This window comes from Paenibacillus sp. KS-LC4, from assembly GCF_036894955.1.
Taxonomy (GTDB): domain Bacteria; phylum Bacillota; class Bacilli; order Paenibacillales; family Paenibacillaceae; genus Pristimantibacillus.
Genome location: NZ_CP145905.1, coordinates 104,089 through 120,000, shown reverse-complemented (window position 1 = coordinate 120,000; position 15,912 = coordinate 104,089). Strand labels below are relative to the sequence as shown.

General features: G+C 50.6%; 14 protein-coding genes (1 of these 14 only partly in view). All 14 read right to left on the bottom strand.

The features are described 5' to 3' along the window. Positions 1-3,194: the 5' portion of a glycosyltransferase family 39 protein gene (locus V5J77_RS00565; RefSeq protein WP_338553867.1), read on the bottom strand. 661 nt of this gene lie to the left of the window's left edge; only the first 3,194 of its 3,855 coding nucleotides appear in the window; its start codon is at positions 3,192-3,194; the stop codon falls past the left edge of the window. A gap of 270 nt (positions 3,195-3,464) precedes the next feature. Next, on the bottom strand, positions 3,465-4,988 hold the full coding sequence (lysS, locus tag V5J77_RS00560; RefSeq protein ID WP_338553866.1) for a lysine--tRNA ligase: 1,524 nt from the start codon (positions 4,986-4,988) through the stop codon (positions 3,465-3,467). A gap of 85 nt (positions 4,989-5,073) precedes the next feature. Then, positions 5,074-5,550: a transcription elongation factor GreA gene (gene greA, locus V5J77_RS00555; protein ID WP_338553865.1), complete on the bottom strand. Its 477-nt coding sequence runs from the start codon at positions 5,548-5,550 to the stop codon at positions 5,074-5,076. 567 nt (positions 5,551-6,117) lie between these two features. Further along, positions 6,118-7,116 carry a tRNA dihydrouridine synthase DusB gene (gene dusB, locus V5J77_RS00550; RefSeq protein ID WP_338553864.1) on the bottom strand — a complete coding sequence of 333 codons (999 nt, stop codon included), beginning with the start codon at positions 7,114-7,116 and terminating at the stop codon, positions 6,118-6,120. A 48-nt stretch (positions 7,117-7,164) separates the two neighbouring features. After that, entirely contained in the window at positions 7,165-7,386 is a 222-nt protein-coding gene (locus V5J77_RS00545) for a helix-turn-helix transcriptional regulator (RefSeq protein WP_338553863.1), read from the bottom strand. Then, complete coding sequence (gene folK, locus V5J77_RS00540; protein WP_338553862.1) at positions 7,338-7,889, bottom strand: 2-amino-4-hydroxy-6-hydroxymethyldihydropteridine diphosphokinase; 552 nt, start codon at positions 7,887-7,889, stop codon at positions 7,338-7,340. Before folK ends, V5J77_RS00545 begins: the two co-directional genes overlap by 49 nt. Then, positions 7,867-8,253, bottom strand: a complete 387-nt coding sequence (gene folB / locus V5J77_RS00535; RefSeq protein ID WP_338553861.1) for a dihydroneopterin aldolase — start codon at positions 8,251-8,253, stop codon at positions 7,867-7,869. Before folB ends, folK begins: the two co-directional genes overlap by 23 nt. Before the next feature lie 117 nt (positions 8,254-8,370). Beyond that, entirely contained in the window at positions 8,371-9,258 is an 888-nt protein-coding gene (folP, locus tag V5J77_RS00530) for a dihydropteroate synthase (RefSeq protein WP_338553860.1), read from the bottom strand. A 61-nt stretch (positions 9,259-9,319) separates the two neighbouring features. Next, positions 9,320-10,279, bottom strand: a complete 960-nt coding sequence (locus V5J77_RS00525; protein ID WP_338553859.1) for an aminotransferase class IV — start codon at positions 10,277-10,279, stop codon at positions 9,320-9,322. Continuing rightward, positions 10,276-10,857: an aminodeoxychorismate/anthranilate synthase component II gene (gene pabA, locus V5J77_RS00520; RefSeq protein ID WP_338553858.1), complete on the bottom strand. Its 582-nt coding sequence runs from the start codon at positions 10,855-10,857 to the stop codon at positions 10,276-10,278. The genes V5J77_RS00525 and pabA overlap by 4 nt, the downstream gene beginning before the upstream one ends. Positions 10,858-10,871: 14 nt before the next feature. Beyond that, complete coding sequence (locus tag V5J77_RS00515; protein WP_338556484.1) at positions 10,872-12,503, bottom strand: anthranilate synthase component I family protein; 1,632 nt, start codon at positions 12,501-12,503, stop codon at positions 10,872-10,874. A gap of 272 nt (positions 12,504-12,775) precedes the next feature. After that, complete coding sequence (gene cysK / locus V5J77_RS00510; protein ID WP_338553857.1) at positions 12,776-13,714, bottom strand: cysteine synthase A; 939 nt, start codon at positions 13,712-13,714, stop codon at positions 12,776-12,778. 307 nt (positions 13,715-14,021) lie between these two features. After that, on the bottom strand, positions 14,022-14,993 hold the full coding sequence (locus V5J77_RS00505) for a peptidylprolyl isomerase (protein ID WP_338553856.1): 972 nt from the start codon (positions 14,991-14,993) through the stop codon (positions 14,022-14,024). Between the two features lie 18 nt (positions 14,994-15,011). Continuing rightward, positions 15,012-15,911, bottom strand: a complete 900-nt coding sequence (gene hslO, locus V5J77_RS00500) for an Hsp33 family molecular chaperone HslO (protein ID WP_338556483.1) — start codon at positions 15,909-15,911, stop codon at positions 15,012-15,014. Position 15,912 lies beyond the last annotated feature (1 nt).

The following is a 15,912-nucleotide window of genomic DNA, read 5'->3' as shown; positions in this document are numbered from 1 at the left end:
GCATTGCGCGGGAAAGCCTTAATGACGCGCTTATACGTTTCCTTCTGCTCGGCACTCGCTGTACTAGATGCAAGCGCACGCTTAGAGGCTGCATACTGCTTATAGCGATCGAACAAGGATAAGCCAAGCATTATGGCAAGCCCTGCTCCACCGTAAATCACGATCCATTTGGACGCTGCACCGATGCCGAATACGACCCCCGCAAGGGAAAGCGGAACAAGTGTCTTGCTTAGCGCTTCTATATAGAAGTTCATTCTATAGTAACGGTACATGAAATAGAACATCAGCATAATGAAAAATACGGCGTACACATCAATCGTCGCAATGCGCGTCTGTGTGAAATGCATGAAATCGGCTGCCAGCAAAATCGCGCCAGCGGCTGCATAAACCGTGCGGTAGCGGAACAATCGCAGCACGAATATATACATAAGCGGAATCATCGCAATGCCGAACAGCGTCCCAATGATCCGCCAGCCGAATGGGCTGAGCCCAAACAGCTTAATGCCGATGGCGATGAGTATTTTCCCTAGTGGCGGATGTGTATTTTCATATACTGGCAAATCCTCAAGGAACTCATACGCAGTTCGTGCATGATAAATTTCATCGAAATATGAGCCGTTCCAATAGGTCGACTTGTAAGCTGCCGAGCTTTGCTCATCAAATAGATGCTCCACAGGCCCAAAACGCGGGTCCTCGGCTGCTGCCGCATTAGAGCCGATATAAACAATGTCTCCAATAGGCAGCGGCTGATCGCTTCCAATTGGATAGAAAGCCATTTCCTGCAACGAGAAGCCCGTTGAGACGACAGTCACCTTGGCATATCTCGCGCTCACGTTAAGCGGCTGGACGACCCATTTTAGATTGTCGCCGATTTTCAGCTCAACATCTATGCTGCCGCTCCAGGCATCCGGCGCATTCCCAAACTCCAGCTTGAGCTTGCCGGAGCCTACGCCGCCGAACATGTTGACCCGCTCCAGCTGCTGTGTTTGACCAAGGTCAACATAAAAGCTCTGGCCATTCTGCTGCGGCTTCCAGCCTGTATTAAGGCTGTTAAACGAGCCCAAATTAAGCAGCGCCACAATGGCATAGACAGCGGTAATGCCGCACATCCACCACCAGTCCTTGCGAGAGAGCTTATTGCTGCTCTTATCAGAGGAAGAAGCTTGAGGCTCCTTGCCCTTAGGGACGCTCTGCTGCTCCAGCTCCTTCAGCGCCTGACGGTCTGCTTCGCGCAATTGTTCCTGTGTAAGTGGAGGAACTGGTTTGGGAGCATTTTTCACATAGATTGAATAGCCGACATAGAGCAAGTAGGCGAACAGGCACAAATTCGTAATCGAGCATAAAATGACAATGCCGTCGGTCACCGTATGCTGGCCCGCCTCGCTAAATGCAAGCACATAGCCGACATTAATGAAATGCGTGACACTGAAGCCCATTAAGAGATGGAGCAGTCGCCGATCCTGAGACTCGATATAGGCAAAAACATACAACAAAATAACAGGGAACAAGTATCGCTCATGCATCTTTGTCGCAAACAGAAAGACGATTGTAATGAGAATGATCGCGATAAAATAAGAAATGCCCAAATTGCGCTTTGGCTTGCCCTTAAAGGAGAACCAAAGTGCGGCTATAACTGCTAGCGCTATGGCAATGTTGCCCCACGTTTTATAGGACAGTGCAAGCCAGCTGCTCTCCAGCGGTGCCCAGTTCCCCCCAGTAAGCGCATATAGGTTGAACGCATTCAGCGTTGCGTATGGATAGGAGGACAGCGTCGCTTTGTAAAGCTCAATAACGCCAATCAAACCGCCATTGCCCAGGAAGAACGGAGCCGCGAATATCAGAAACGCAATTACGCCATAAGCGACGCTCAGCAAGGCACGCTTCCAATCCCGTTTATGCCAGTACGCAAGCAATACGACTGGAGCGAAAATCAACGCCTGCGGTTTAATGAGTACGGCAAGCGCAAACCAGATGCCTCCTCGTTCCAAGCGTTCCCCTGCCATGCTGCTAATAGCCATAATGAGGAACAGGGTGAAGAAGGAATCCACCTGTCCCCAGCCCGCTGAATTAATCCAGATCGCCGGGTTCCAGACATAGAGCAAGGCAAGGCCTGCCGCTGCCACTGGATTGAGCTTTGTTTTGGCAAAACGGTAAATGAGCCAACTGGAGACTAGATCAGCCGCGATGGCCGGGAGCTTAAACAGCAGCGTTACTCCGCTTGTATCCGGATTTATGCTGAACCATGACTTGATGGCAGCAAGAACATACAAAATGTAGACGTAGCCCGGCGGGTAATCCGCGAAAACTCCTTCTTCATAAAAATGCTGTACGCCATTTTGATAGGCGCGATCCGCCCAGTACATAAAGGTTTTAATATCATTGACGTAGCCCGGCACCTTAATTGCAACCCATAGCCTGAAAATAAGAGCCGCCGCCATAGCGGCAATCAGCCAGCCACGGTATGAGGCGTGAGGCTTGCCGAGCGGCTGAGTCCGAAGCATTTTTCGATAAAGAAAAGCAAACAAGAGGCCGAATAGGGCCGATATTGATAAGACGGGGAAAGCGGATATTTTTTTGGGGTCCAAATTATCAGTTCCGGAAGCTGCTCCCCCGCCACCTGTCAGCTTTGATGGCTCGAAGGACATGATTTGAACATTTTCCGGCTTTGCTGGAAGCTGCTCCATTTTCAAATCGTCAAACAGCGCTGTTCCCGTATTCAAGCTTCCGTAGCCGCCAAGGCTGATGCCCATTTGCAGCTCTTTTTGCTCCGGGCCTGTACGACCGTAAAATTCAAGCAGCTTCCATTCGCCCGCAGTATCGGTCAACTGCGGAAATGGATCGCCAACTCCTACAATAAACAAATTAGCGCCGATTGCGTCGCTCTTCGCATCTGAAACCTTGACCCAGCCACTCACATGGTAATAGGCATCTGGACTAACCGTCAGCTTCTGTATCCACTTGGCATGGTTCGGTTGAAAATTTTGAATTTTAGCTGCGCCGGTGCCCGAATAAACATCGGACTGCTCCAGCGTGAAGCGCGAAATGCTCTCGCCTGCCTCCCATACATCCTGCGTCCATGACAAAGGCACGCCAGACTCGCTACTTTCGAAGCCTGCATTATGTATAATATTAAATTCCTCCGCGAACACCTGCTTGCTGCTATCAGGCAAAAAACTGAATAAGAGCATTACCATGCATATGACCAACCGCAAACTTCTCATCGAACCTTTCAGCAACGTCTGTTCACCTCTGATTTCTATAGTTAATACCTCGCTAAGATAGCTTTTTTTGTCTGAAAATACATATTCACTTTAAAGGAAAATAAGGCACGGGTCAATGGATGGAGGAGGCATCAGCCCAATGCCTAGCCTAAGGTGCGATCAAACAGCTATTCTAGCCTATTTACAGAAAAAAAACCTGTTGAAGCCCTAGGCCTCAACAGGTTAGTGGAAAACTATGATTGGCTATTCGCCTGCCAGATTGCGCATATGCGGGAACAGCAGCACGTCGCGGATGGAAGGTGCATCGGTCAACAGCATGACCAGACGGTCGATGCCGATTCCTAGTCCGCCAGTTGGCGGCAAGCCATACTCAAGCGCGCGGATGAAATCATCATCCATCTCATGCGCCTCGTCATTGCCTTGCTCCTTCTCCAGCAGCTGCGCTTCAAAGCGTTCGCGCTGATCAATTGGATCGTTCAGCTCTGTGAACGCGTTGGCATGCTCGCGCGCCACGATAAACAATTCAAAGCGATCGGTAAAGCGCGGATCAACCGGGCTTTTCTTCGCCAGCGGCGAAATCGCAACCGGATGCCCTGTAACGAAGGTCGGCTGAATGAGCGTATGCTCGCAAAACTCTTCAAAGAATGCATTCACAATATGACCAAACGTCATATGCGGCTCAACTTTGACGTTGTGCTCCTTCGCAATGGCATGCGCTTCTTCATCCGTCATTTGAACGCTGAAATCAACGCCTTTGATTTCCTTAACGAGATCAACCATTGAAATACGGCGCCATTGCGGCGTCAGGTCGACCTCTTGGCCTTGGTACATGATTTTGGTTGTGCCGAGCACATCCTGCGCGATATGCGCGATCATGTTTTCAGTCAATGCCATAATGTCCTTGTAGTCAGCGTAAGCCTCATACAGCTCCAGCATCGTAAACTCTGGATTATGGCGTGTCGACATGCCTTCGTTCCGATAAACGCGACCAATCTCGTAAACCTTCTCCATGCCGCCAACAATGAGGCGTTTCAAATGCAGCTCAATCGCAATACGCATGTACAGCTGCATATCAAGCGCATTATGATGCGTGATGAAAGGGCGTGCAGATGCTCCGCCTGGGATGGTGTGCAGCGTCGGTGTTTCCACTTCCAGATAGTTCTGGCCATCCAGATACCGTCTCATAGATTGGATAATTCGGGAACGGGAGATGAACGTCTGTTGAACATCAGGATTCACAATTAGATCAACATAACGCTGGCGGTAACGCAGCTCGACATCCTTCAGTCCATGGAACTTGTCCGGTAAAGGCAGAAGCGATTTCGTAAGTACGAGCACTTCCAGCGCTTTTACAGACACTTCGCCAGTATTCGTCTTGAATACCGTTCCCTTCACGCCAATGATATCGCCGATATCAAGCAGGGTGAACGCTGCGAATTGATTTTCCTCAACCGTATCCTTGCGCGCATAAATTTGAATTTTGCCGCTTAGATCCTGAATGTGGGCAAAGCTCGCTTTCCCCATGCCGCGCTTCTGCATAATCCGGCCCGCAATGCTTACCTGTACAGCTTTCTCCTCCAGCTCTTCCTTCGTAAACGATTCATAAGCGCTCACGATGTCCTTCGCATTATGCGAACGCTCGAATTTGCTGCCGAATGGATCAATGCCGAGTCCTCTCAGCTCGTCCAGTTTGTCACGACGGATTTGCAGCAGCTCGCTTAGCTCTTGTTCTTGTTCATGACCTGTCTCGGTGTTCTGATGTTCCAACTTGATTTCATCTCCTAAGGCACCGCTTTAACGTTCAAAAAGCTTCCGCTTAAGGAAGCTTTCTGAATCAGACACAGTGCAAACCTTATTTTTTAATATCAATGATTCTATACTGTATAACGCCGGCAGGTACGCTGACATCAACGACCGTGCCTTCCTTTTTACCCAAAATCGCTCTGCCAACAGGGCTCTCATTGGAAATCTTATTGTTAAGCGGGTCCGATTCAGCAGAACCGACAATCGCATATTCCATTTTATCGCCAAATTCTAAATCTTCTACGGTTACCGTGGAGCCGATGCTGACCACGTCCGTATCAATTTCATCGCTATTGATGATCCGAGCGTTGCGGAGCATCTTCTCCAACGTGATGATCCGACCTTCGATGAAGGCCTGCTCATTTTTAGCATCTTCATACTCGGAGTTTTCGCTAATATCGCCGTAGCCAATCGCGATCTTGATCCGCTCAGCTACCTCGCGACGCTTGACCGATTTCAGCATCTCCAGTTCGTCCTCAAGCTTTCTCAAACCTTCCTGAGTCAGAATGATCTCTTTATCGCTCATCTTTCCGATTCTCCCGTCGTGTGACCAATTTTCATACCAGGTATGAATTCACTGTTAATTAATATATTACGCTCCTCTTGCCTCAGACCTGCTGAGGGAGCAGATAAGCCGTGTTGACTATAGTCATTAAGGTTATATTGCACGATTATATGCAATGTTCTCCTGAATGTCAATCAAAGCCAAACGACTGGAACGACTTTCGCTTGAGACCCTTGAAAGCGTTATCCACCATTTATGTATACCCGTCTGAAAGGAACGCGCCGATTGTAAAAGCGCCTATGTCTATGCCAACTATTGCACTTCGCGAGACAGCAGCACGGCCCTTCTTTTTTTATTCGTTGTAAAACCGCTCATTCCTTCCTAGCTCGTTTACAAAAAACACAAAGTTCCAAATATATAAGATTTTTTACATAACCTTTCCATTTTCACATACAGCGGGCATAACTTGAAAAAAAGACAGGCCTCTGAACGTTCTCAGATAACCTGCCCGTTTATTTTATTCGCAAATCAAGTTTGAGCATGTTCGGCATGTCGCACAGCTGTATCCGAACAGTCCGCTATTTCGAACTACAGGCTCGCAGCAGCAAGACCCTGCTCTTCAAGCGACAGCACATATCGCTCCAAAATGCCCACCATCCGGTCACGGCCGGTTTCTTCCATAATAACATCCTTGACGCGCGCACCGCCCGGCAAGCCTTTCAAATACCAAGCCAAATGCTTTCGCATTTCCCGTACGGCAACCGCTTCTCCTTTTAGATCAATGAGACGATCCAAATGCAAGGTAGCGACCAGCAGCTTCTCACGCGGCTTCGGATCGGGCAACAGCTCGCCATTCGTCAAATACTGAATGGTTCGGTAGAGCATCCAAGGGTTTCCAAGCGCACCGCGTCCGATCATGACGCCGTCACAGCCCGTATGCTCCAGCAAGCGCTTGGCATCTTCAGGTGAAAAAACATCCCCGTTGCCGATTACCGGAATCGACACCGCCTGCTTCACCTCGCGAATGATGTCCCAATTCGCTACGCCTGTGTACTGCTGCTCGCGCGTACGACCATGAACGCTGACCGCCTTGCCGCCAGCACGCTCAACGGCGCGCGCATTTTCCACCGCATAAATATGCTCGTCATCCCAGCCGATACGCATTTTCACCGTTACTGGCTTATCCACAGCTTCCACTACGGCAGAAACCATTTCGTAAATTTTGTTCGGGTCAAGGAGCCAACGTGCTCCAGCATCGCAATTTGTTACTTTTGGAACCGGGCAGCCCATATTAATATCAATAATATCAGCATTGGTTTGCTTATCCACGACCTTCGCCGCCTCGACCAGCGATTCACGGTCACCGCCAACAATTTGCAAGCTCAGCGGCTTCTCGCGCTCGTCCACGAACAGCATTTCCATCGTCCGCTTATTGCCGTGCAAAATCGCCTTGTCGCTCACCATCTCCGCGCATACAAGGCCTGTTCCAAATTCCTTTGCAATTAGACGGAAAGCGGGATTACACACGCCGGCCATCGGTGCAAGCACAACTCTATTCTTCATCTCGATTTCTCCGATTTTCAGCATGTTTCTCCCCGCTCCTCCTTCTGGTTTGTTTCCTAATACGTGAGTTTCTTACACGGCTCCGTTCGAACCCGAATTCGTCAACTCTTCATAGCTAATGCCAAGGGTGTTTGATATATGAAGCAATAACTTGGCGTCCGCCTTGCGTGTACCGCGCTCAAGGGAGCCTAATACCGCTACCGAAACGCCAAGTACTTTTGCTAATTCCTGTTGTGTGTAGCCCTTTAGCTTACGAAATGCCCGGACTCGCTGTGCCAATTGATGATTTTCCATAACATGATGCCTTCCTTTCCATCCTGAAGCGCTGAAGCCGCGGCCGCAGCCACCTGTTCCTTAAACGGATGGGACTGCTCGATCACATCACCAAGCGGAACGAGCACGAAGGCGCGTTCCATCATTCGTGGATGCGGAAGCGTCAGCTCCTCGCCATCCATCACGACATCAGCATACAACAGCAAATCGAGATCTATAGTGCGCGGCCCCCAGCGAATATCTCTGACACGTCCAAGCTGCTGCTCGGTATCCAGCAGAACGTGCAGTAAAGCAAGCGGGGACAGCGTAGTTCGCACGGCGATAGCCATATTCAGAAAAGGGGGCTGATCCGTATAGCCGACCGGATCGGTCTCGTACACGCCAGAAACGCGAAGCACCTCGATGTCTGAGCGGCCACTTAACTGCTGGATCGCTTGCAGCAATAGCTGCTGCCGATCACCTACATTTGAACCTAGAGCCACATAAGCGTAGGCGGGCGAATTAAACGGTGACAACGCGTCCATCAGCATCCCGCTTTCTGCGCAGCTCTACCGTCACGCCATCAAAATGAATGTCGAACGGTGGGTTCGGCTTCGTCACACGAACCGTTACTTCATTTATCATAGTATAAGCCGCTAACAACTGGGTTGCAATGCTACCCGCTAAAGCTTCAATCAATTTAAACGGCGTTCCTTCGACAATTTTCTTCGTTAACGCATGCAATTCGGCATAGTTCACCGTTGCTTCCAAATCATCCAGCGTTGCCGCCTTATCCAAATCGAGCAACAGCTCCAAATCGACGCCAAATTTTTGGCCCAGCCTGTTCTCCTCAGCAAATACACCGTGATAACCGTAAAACTGCATGCCTTTCACAAGCATTCTATCCATAAGCTTACGCCCCTTATACTTATATCTGAATCTACAAGCAAAAACGACTTCTTCGTCCTTCTAGGACGAGCGAAGAGCTTTGTCAGAGAAATATAAGCTCATTTATAAGTGCATAACTTATAAATTCTTATATTTTGAAAAACGCGGATAAATAATCGCGTCCGACATCACAGCTGTTCTTTTATTCGCGCGAACATCATGCACCCTAACGATTTGGCAGCCTTGGGCAATGCCAAGCGCCGTCGTTGCTGCCGTACCCTCGACCAGCTCTTCCCTTGGCAGATCAAGCGTCTGCCTAATAAAGCTCTTGCGTGAAGTACCTAGCAGCACGGGATAGCCAAGAGCATGCAGCTCGGCGAGCCGTCCTAGCAGCTCCATATTTTGCTCATAGGTTTTGGCAAAGCCAAGGCCGGGATCGAGCCAGATCTGCTCCTCCTTCACGCCGGCATGTATTGCGATTTGAATGCTTTCTTTCAAATCGGCAATAACATCCTCTACAAAATCAGCGGCCAGATAGACGGGATTCGTGCGATTATGTGTCAAAATAACCGGGCAGCCACACGCGGCTGCGACTGACGCCATTTCCTCATCATATTTGAGTCCCCAAATATCATTAATAATCGTTGCTCCTGCTTCGAGCGCATGGCGCGCAGTCTTTGCCTTATACGTATCAATCGAAATGGCGATGTTCGGCAGTGCGGCGCGGACAGCTTGAATGACCGGAATTACGCGGCGCAGCTCCTCCTCCGCATCGACCGGCACAAAGTTTGGACGTGTGGACTCGCCGCCGATATCAATAATATCTGCGCCCTCCGCGACCATCTCCACTGCGCGGCTGACAGCCGCCTCCACTGCATTAAATTTCCCGCCATCAGAGAAAGAATCCGGCGTCGCATTCAATATGCCCATAATCAGCGTGCGCTTGCCCAGCTCCAGCCGATTGCCGCAAGCCAGCCCATAGCTCCTGCTGTAATATTCAAGCTTGCCTTCTCTTGCTGTATTCATAAGCTACGCTCACACCTTTAGCTATACTAGTCTTAATATGCAGTCGCCTGACGCTCCTGCCTTACTTGCTTCTCATCGTATCAGAGCGATAGGCCTTTAGAAGCTGACGAGTGATCGGCCCAGCGATAGGCCTAGCTTCTGCCGCGGCGGGTTCAAGCATGGCTGCATTTCTTGCCGATTCGTAGCCCACGCCGATTCCCGCAGCTGCCCCTTTGCCAACCTGCACCTGAGTGCCGTCGGTACCACTTAACCGCGTCACCGGGACCAGCTCCTGTACAGAGCCCGTCAGCCATATTTCATCTGCCCCCAGCAGCTGATTCCAGCTGTAGTAGCCCTCCTCCACCTGAAAGCCCGCCGCACGGGCAAGCTCTAACACACGCTCTCGCGTAATGCCAGGCAGGATGCCCGTATCTACCGCAGGCGTCCGAATAACCCCGTCCTGGGCGAAAAAAAGATTGCTGACGATACCTTCCGTCAGCAGGCCATCGCCGCTCAGCATCAATCCCTCTGCCCCCGGCGAGGCATCGCTCGCGGCAAGCTCGCGCTTCGCTATAATATTATTCATATAGTGCAGCGATTTAAGTCGGATCTCGCCCTCTGGCGTATTGCGCTTCGTATGCAGCAGCCTAAGCTCGCGGCCATGCTCATAAAGCTCCGCCTGATAGGGAGGCAGCGCCTTCATCAAGATCAACTCCTGCGGCTGCTCGTAATCGCCCATCGGCAAGCCTAGCCCGCCTTCGCCCGCTGTAACGGTCAGCCGGACATAGCCGTCCGTCAGCTCATTTGCCTGAAGCAGCTTGGCAATGCTCGCCTCCAGCGCGGTTTGATCCGCTTTGTAGCGGATGCCCAGCGACAAACAACCTGCTTCCAGACGCCGCAAATGCCGCTCCAGCAAGTATGCGCGGCCGCCATAGGTCCGAAACGTCTCGAACAAACCCAAACCGTACAAAAAGCCGTGATCATATATTGAGATCACAGCTTGCTCAGCATCCAAGACAACGCCGCCCAACGCAACCTTCATCGCGGCGCGCCTGTACGAATTTTCAAAAAGTTACGCAGCAGCGTCAGACCATGCTCGGAAATAATGGATTCTGGATGGAATTGCACCCCTTCAATCGGGTATTCTTTATGGCGAAGGGCCATAATTTCGCCTTCCGCTGTTTCTGCGCTGATTTCAAGACAGTCAGGCAGGGTTTCTTTTTTCACGATAAGGGAATGGTAACGGGTTGCGGTGAACGGTGAAGGGATGCCTTCAAAAATCGTCTTGCCGTCATGCACCATTTGCGAGGTTTTGCCATGCATCAGGCGCTCTGCGCGTATGACATCGCCGCCAAACGCTTGTCCGATTGCCTGATGGCCAAGGCATACGCCGAAAATCGGAATTTTCCCTTTAAAATGCTCAATCAGCGACAGACTGATGCCCGCCTCATTCGGAGAGCAGGGTCCCGGAGAAATCAAAATATGATCAGGTGCCAGCTGCTCAATGTCCGCCAGCTCCAGCTCATCATTTCTTTTGACCACAATGTCCTCGCCAAGCTCGCCTAAATATTGCACAAGGTTGTAGGTAAACGAATCATAGTTATCTATTACGAGAATCATCGCATGCGCCCCCTCTATTGTTTGCGCCCGCTTGGCGCAGCCTGCCTGAACCGCTCACTATACTCAATCGCCTTCCACAACGCCTTGGCCTTGCTTAATGATTCCTTATATTCGCGCTCCGGCTTGGAATCAATAACAATGCCTGCTCCAGCCTGAATATGCACCATGCCATCCTTGATGACCATCGTTCGTATAATAATATTAAATTCCATATCGCCATTATAGTCAATCCATCCGAGCGAGCCGGTATAAGGACCGCGCCTCACAGGCTCCAGCTCTTCAATAATTTCCATCGTGCGGATTTTGGGAGCGCCTGTAATGGTGCCGCCCGGGAAAGTCGCCGCAATGACATCATAAGCATCCTTGCCCTCGGCAAGCCGCCCCTCGACCTGGGATACCAAATGCATCACATGCGAATATTGCTCAATTACCATCAGCTCTTCCACTTTCACTGTGCCGTAAGCCGAAATCCGTCCCAAATCGTTGCGCTCCAGATCGACCAGCATAATATGCTCGGCTCGCTCCTTCTCGCTTGTCCGCAGCTCCTCCGCCATAAGCTCATTTTCTGCTTCTGTACGGCCGCGCCTGCGCGTTCCGGCAATAGGGCGGGCTGCAAGCAAGTCGCCGCGACGCTCAACCAGCAGCTCCGGCGAAGCCGACACGAGTTGAAAGTCAGGGCAGCGCAGAAAGCCCATATAAGGAGAAGGATTAATGAGACGCAGCCACTCGTACAGCTCTTCCGGCTGCGCAGCAAGCGCCCGGCTCTGGCGTACCGATAAATTCACCTGAAATACATCGCCTTGTCCGATGTAGCGCTGAATTTGCCGAACTGCCTCTTCAAAAGCTTCCTTCGAAAACCGCGTGCTGATCCCATCCAGCGCGTCCCCATTGCCGTGCAGGGAAGCATCGTCAGCGAGCCGCTGCCGCTCAAGCCGCAATCGGCGGCTATCGCTTTTGCTTTCAGCATCCTTCTCTTCTCGCTGGCCATTCGCTGCGCTCCCGAAGCGCTCCTGCCAATAAGCAGCCATCTCGCCGGCTCGTGAGCAAGCCTGCACATATAGCAGTCTCAGCTCCTCTTGCCCTGCTTCACTTGGCACAGGAGTGTGCACAGCGCAATATAGCTTCTTGTCGCTATGATCGACAATCCATAGCTCATTTAAACGCAAAAATAAATAATCCGGCACATTCAAATCATCTTCCGTCAGCTCCGGCAGCCGTTCAATCGAACGAATGACGTCATAGCTCCAAAATCCGACACATCCGCCCGTCCACTTCGGCGTGCCAGCTGCTTCAAGCTTTGGCGAGCGATATGGCTCCATCCAGCTCCGCACCACTTCGAGCGGCTTGCCCTGGTAGCGCAAGGTCGAATCAGCATCATCTGAAGCTTCAGCTCCATCTATCCGCAGCGTCCGGGCTTCCGCCTCCAAGCCTTTGCCGCGAATGACGCTCTCCGGCTGCAAGCCGAGATACGTATAGCGTCCATCCTTACCGCTCTCCAGTACAAAAGCATACGGCGATGCATCCCGCCATGCCTCTTCCCATGAAGCGACGCCTTCTTCTCCAAGCGGCAGCTCCCGCAGCAGTGGAAAAGTCGTATACTTCCGCTCGGCGTGCCACCCTAACCAATAGTCAAAGGCGGTGAACATCACCTTCCAACCCCCGATCGACAAGCATGTTTATTTTGCCTAGTATACAGAATACCCGCCCAAAAGGAAAGAGCGCTGCCGCCATACAAGCAAAAACGACTTCGTCGTCCTTTTGGGACGAGCGAAGAGCTTTGTCGGAGTATTCTAAGCGGATATAAGGATGAAACTTATAAATTGTTAGAATATAAAAAGCCCTCCACTCAAATGAATGGAAGGCCAGTCAAACGGTATACCGCTCCTGCTTCGGGCACGGCTCCGATTAGACATAAGTGTTAGTTCTCGAAATTGAACAGCGGCGTACTGAGGTAACGCTCACCGTTACTTGGAACAACCGCAATAACGCGCTTGCCTTTGCCAAGCTCCTTCGCTACCTTCAAAGCAGCATAGATCGCAGCACCGGAGGAAATTCCGCACAGGATGCCTTCTTCTTTCGCAGCACGGCGTGCGTAGTCGAATGCATCATCATTTTCAACCGTAATGACCTCGTCATAGATTTCACGATTCAAAATCGTCGGCACAAAGTTAGCGCCAATTCCTTGAATTTTGTGAGGTCCCGGCTGTCCACCCGAAAGCAGTGGGGAAGCCGCAGGCTCAACCGCATAAATTTTAATATCCTTGAAGTTCTTTTTCAGTACTTCACCAGTACCCGTAATCGTACCGCCAGTACCAATACCCGCTACGAATGCATCCAGCTTGCCATCCAGAGAGTTGATCGCCTCAACAATTTCTGGACCTGTTGTTTCGCGGTGGATTTTCACATTCGCTTGGTTATTGAACTGCTGCGGGATAAAATAGGACGGATTTTCTTTCGCCAGCTCTTCCGCTTTGCGAACAGCTCCGTTCATGCCCTCTGAGCCTGGCGTCAGAACAACTTCTGCACCATAAGCACGAAGCAGGTTGCGGCGCTCAATACTCATCGTCTCAGGCATAACGAGGATAGCTTTATAGCCTTTAGCTGCTGCTACCAATGCCAGACCAATACCCGTGTTGCCGCTCGTAGGCTCAACAATTGTATCGCCTGGCTTGATGATGCCTTCCTGCTCAGCTACTTCAATCATGCTGATTGCGATACGGTCTTTTACGCTCGCACCTGGATTTTGATATTCAAGCTTTACATAAATCTCAGCGCTATCCTCAGGAACTAGACGATTCAAGCGAACTAGCGGTGTATCACCAATTAGGTCAGTAATGCTTTGCACGATTTTTGCCATATGTCATACTTCCTCCTTATTCCGACTGATTCAGTTGGTTTTTAAACTAATTCCATCTTATCAATGAGTTGTATTCGTTGTCAATACCTTCATTTCCTTCATGCGAGTACGGCTGGCTAACGCCATCCCTGACCGATAAAGCATCCATTTGCGCTGAAATATAAGCCCGCTATAAGTGGAAGCCTTATAAATGCTTACATTTTGAAAAAGCAGAATGGTTCGCCCATTTTCTAATCATCTGGCGAACACAACTATATGATGCTCCAATATAATGGAAGCTTATGGACAAACCTAAAATTTCTTATATTTATGGAAAGGTGACAGCGTCATATTTCTCCAATAGCTGCTGCTCAATTTGGCTTAGGGAAGGAGCCTGTGATAATGCCAGCTCTTTGCGGACCAGCTCATATAGCTGCTGACCCTGTGGCTTATCCGTTGTGTGGCGCTCCATCAAACGAATGATGGCATACCCTTCGGCAATCGCTATCGGGCCAGCAATCTCTCCCGTACCCAGCTTGCTTGCCGCCGAAAGAATTGCCTGCTCATGAAACGGGTCATCAGCATCAATTAGGCCTAAATCACCGCCAGCATCTGCTGTAAAGGCATCTATCGAATACTTAGCCGCTGCTTGCGCAAAGTCCGCTCCCTCAGAGAGCCTATCCAGCACGCGGTTCGCCTCTTCCACATTCGCCGTCACAATCCAGGATAAGCGATATTGCAGCCTGTCGCCGTATTGCTCCTCATGATCCGCAATGTAGCGTTCAACCTCAGCATCAGGCACATCCACTTTTTGAATTGCTATTTTTTCAGTCAACAGCCTGTACTTCGTATCCTTCAAAACATCCTCTTTGGACATACCCAACTGCTGGTCCATTATGCGGTAAAAGTCCTCTTCGCTATCATATCCCGCTGCCTGCTCCTCAACAGCTCTCTGCTGCTCCGCAGCGGTCACTTCAAGCTGCTGCGAGGCGGCCTCTTGGTCAATGGCGCTGTGAATCATCATCAGCTTGAGGGTAGCTTGGCCATATTGCTCGCTAAGCACATTCATCAATTCGCTTTCCCTAATGCTGCGATCGCCAATTATGGCTACAATTTTATCATGATCCAAGCCGCCTGGCACAACCTCATTGCCTGTTTCTGCACGTGTTCCTGAATCTGAGTCATGATCCGGCATCCCTTCAGAAAAAGGCGACAATCTCACTACAACAACTACACTTAGCACGATCATACATAACGCCTGAATGACGACAATCGTCCTCACTACTCCGATTTTATTCATTGCCCGGTAGCCTCCATATTAATGGATCGGCTTCGGTTTGGCTTGTTCGAGCAATTGCTCAAGCTCTACACGGTTAAACTGGTACGCCTCATTACAGAAGTGACAGACGACCTCTGCTTTACCTTCTTCTTCAATCGTTTGCTGCAATTCCGATTCACCCATGCTGATCAAGGTCTGCTCTACGCGATCGCGGGAGCATTTGCATTGAAAATGCAAGTCCAGCGACTCATGAATGACAACATCATCGCCGACGACCCATTTCAGCAGCCCTTCTGGCGTCTCGCCTTGATCAAGCAGGGCTGTGAGCGGAGGCATGGTGCTGAGCGCTTTCTCCAGCTTCGTAATTTCCGCATCTGTAAGTCCTGGCATCAGCTGTACGATAAAGCCGCCAGCATGAATGACGCGGCCGTCTTCATCAACCAGCACGCCAAGCCCAACTGCGGAAGGCGTCTGCTCCGATACAGCAAAATAATAGGTGAAGTCTTCGCCAAGCTCTCCGGAAACAATCGGAACGCTGCCGCGATAAGGCTCCTTCAGCCCAAGATCCTTAGTAATATGAATATAACCGCTATGGCCTACGGCACCTGCAACGTCCAGTTTTCCTTGCGCATTGCTTGGAAGCAGAACGAGTGGATTGTCCGTGTAGCCTCGCACTTCTCCATGAGCATTTGCATCGACGACAATTTGTCCCATTGGGCCTTCGCCCTTCACTTGAATCGTCAGCTTTTCTTCGCCTTTCAGCATGGCGCCCATAATAGCTCCAGCCGTTGCCGTTCTGCCCAGCGCTGCCGTTGCCGTCGGTAGAGTGCCGTGCCGGCGTTGCAGCTCATCGACCAATTGCGTCGTACGGGCAGCAAAAACACGAATTTTCCCTTCCCATGCCGTGCCGCGCACCAAAAAATCTTTCCTTTGCTCCATC

Excerpts from the sequence above, each read along its gene's own strand:
- greA (WP_338553865.1), bottom strand. The coding sequence starts at position 5,550 with ATGAGCGATAAAGAGATCATTCTGACTCAGGAAGGTTTGAGAAAGCTT.
- dusB (WP_338553864.1), bottom strand. The coding sequence starts at position 7,116 with ATGCTGAAAATCGGAGAAATCGAGATGAAGAATAGAGTTGTGCTTGCA.
- V5J77_RS00545 (WP_338553863.1), bottom strand. The coding sequence starts at position 7,386 with ATGGAAAATCATCAATTGGCACAGCGAGTCCGGGCATTTCGTAAGCTA.
- folK (WP_338553862.1), bottom strand. The coding sequence starts at position 7,889 with ATGGACGCGTTGTCACCGTTTAATTCGCCCGCCTACGCTTATGTGGCT.
- folB (WP_338553861.1), bottom strand. The coding sequence starts at position 8,253 with ATGGATAGAATGCTTGTGAAAGGCATGCAGTTTTACGGTTATCACGGT.
- folP (WP_338553860.1), bottom strand. The coding sequence starts at position 9,258 with ATGAATACAGCAAGAGAAGGCAAGCTTGAATATTACAGCAGGAGCTAT.
- V5J77_RS00525 (WP_338553859.1), bottom strand. The coding sequence starts at position 10,279 with ATGAAGGTTGCGTTGGGCGGCGTTGTCTTGGATGCTGAGCAAGCTGTG.
- pabA (WP_338553858.1), bottom strand. The coding sequence starts at position 10,857 with ATGATTCTCGTAATAGATAACTATGATTCGTTTACCTACAACCTTGTG.
- V5J77_RS00515 (WP_338556484.1), bottom strand. The coding sequence starts at position 12,503 with ATGTTCACCGCCTTTGACTATTGGTTAGGGTGGCACGCCGAGCGGAAG.
- cysK (WP_338553857.1), bottom strand. The coding sequence starts at position 13,714 with ATGGCAAAAATCGTGCAAAGCATTACTGACCTAATTGGTGATACACCG.
- V5J77_RS00505 (WP_338553856.1), bottom strand. The coding sequence starts at position 14,993 with ATGAATAAAATCGGAGTAGTGAGGACGATTGTCGTCATTCAGGCGTTA.
- hslO (WP_338556483.1), bottom strand. The coding sequence starts at position 15,911 with ATGGAGCAAAGGAAAGATTTTTTGGTGCGCGGCACGGCATGGGAAGGG.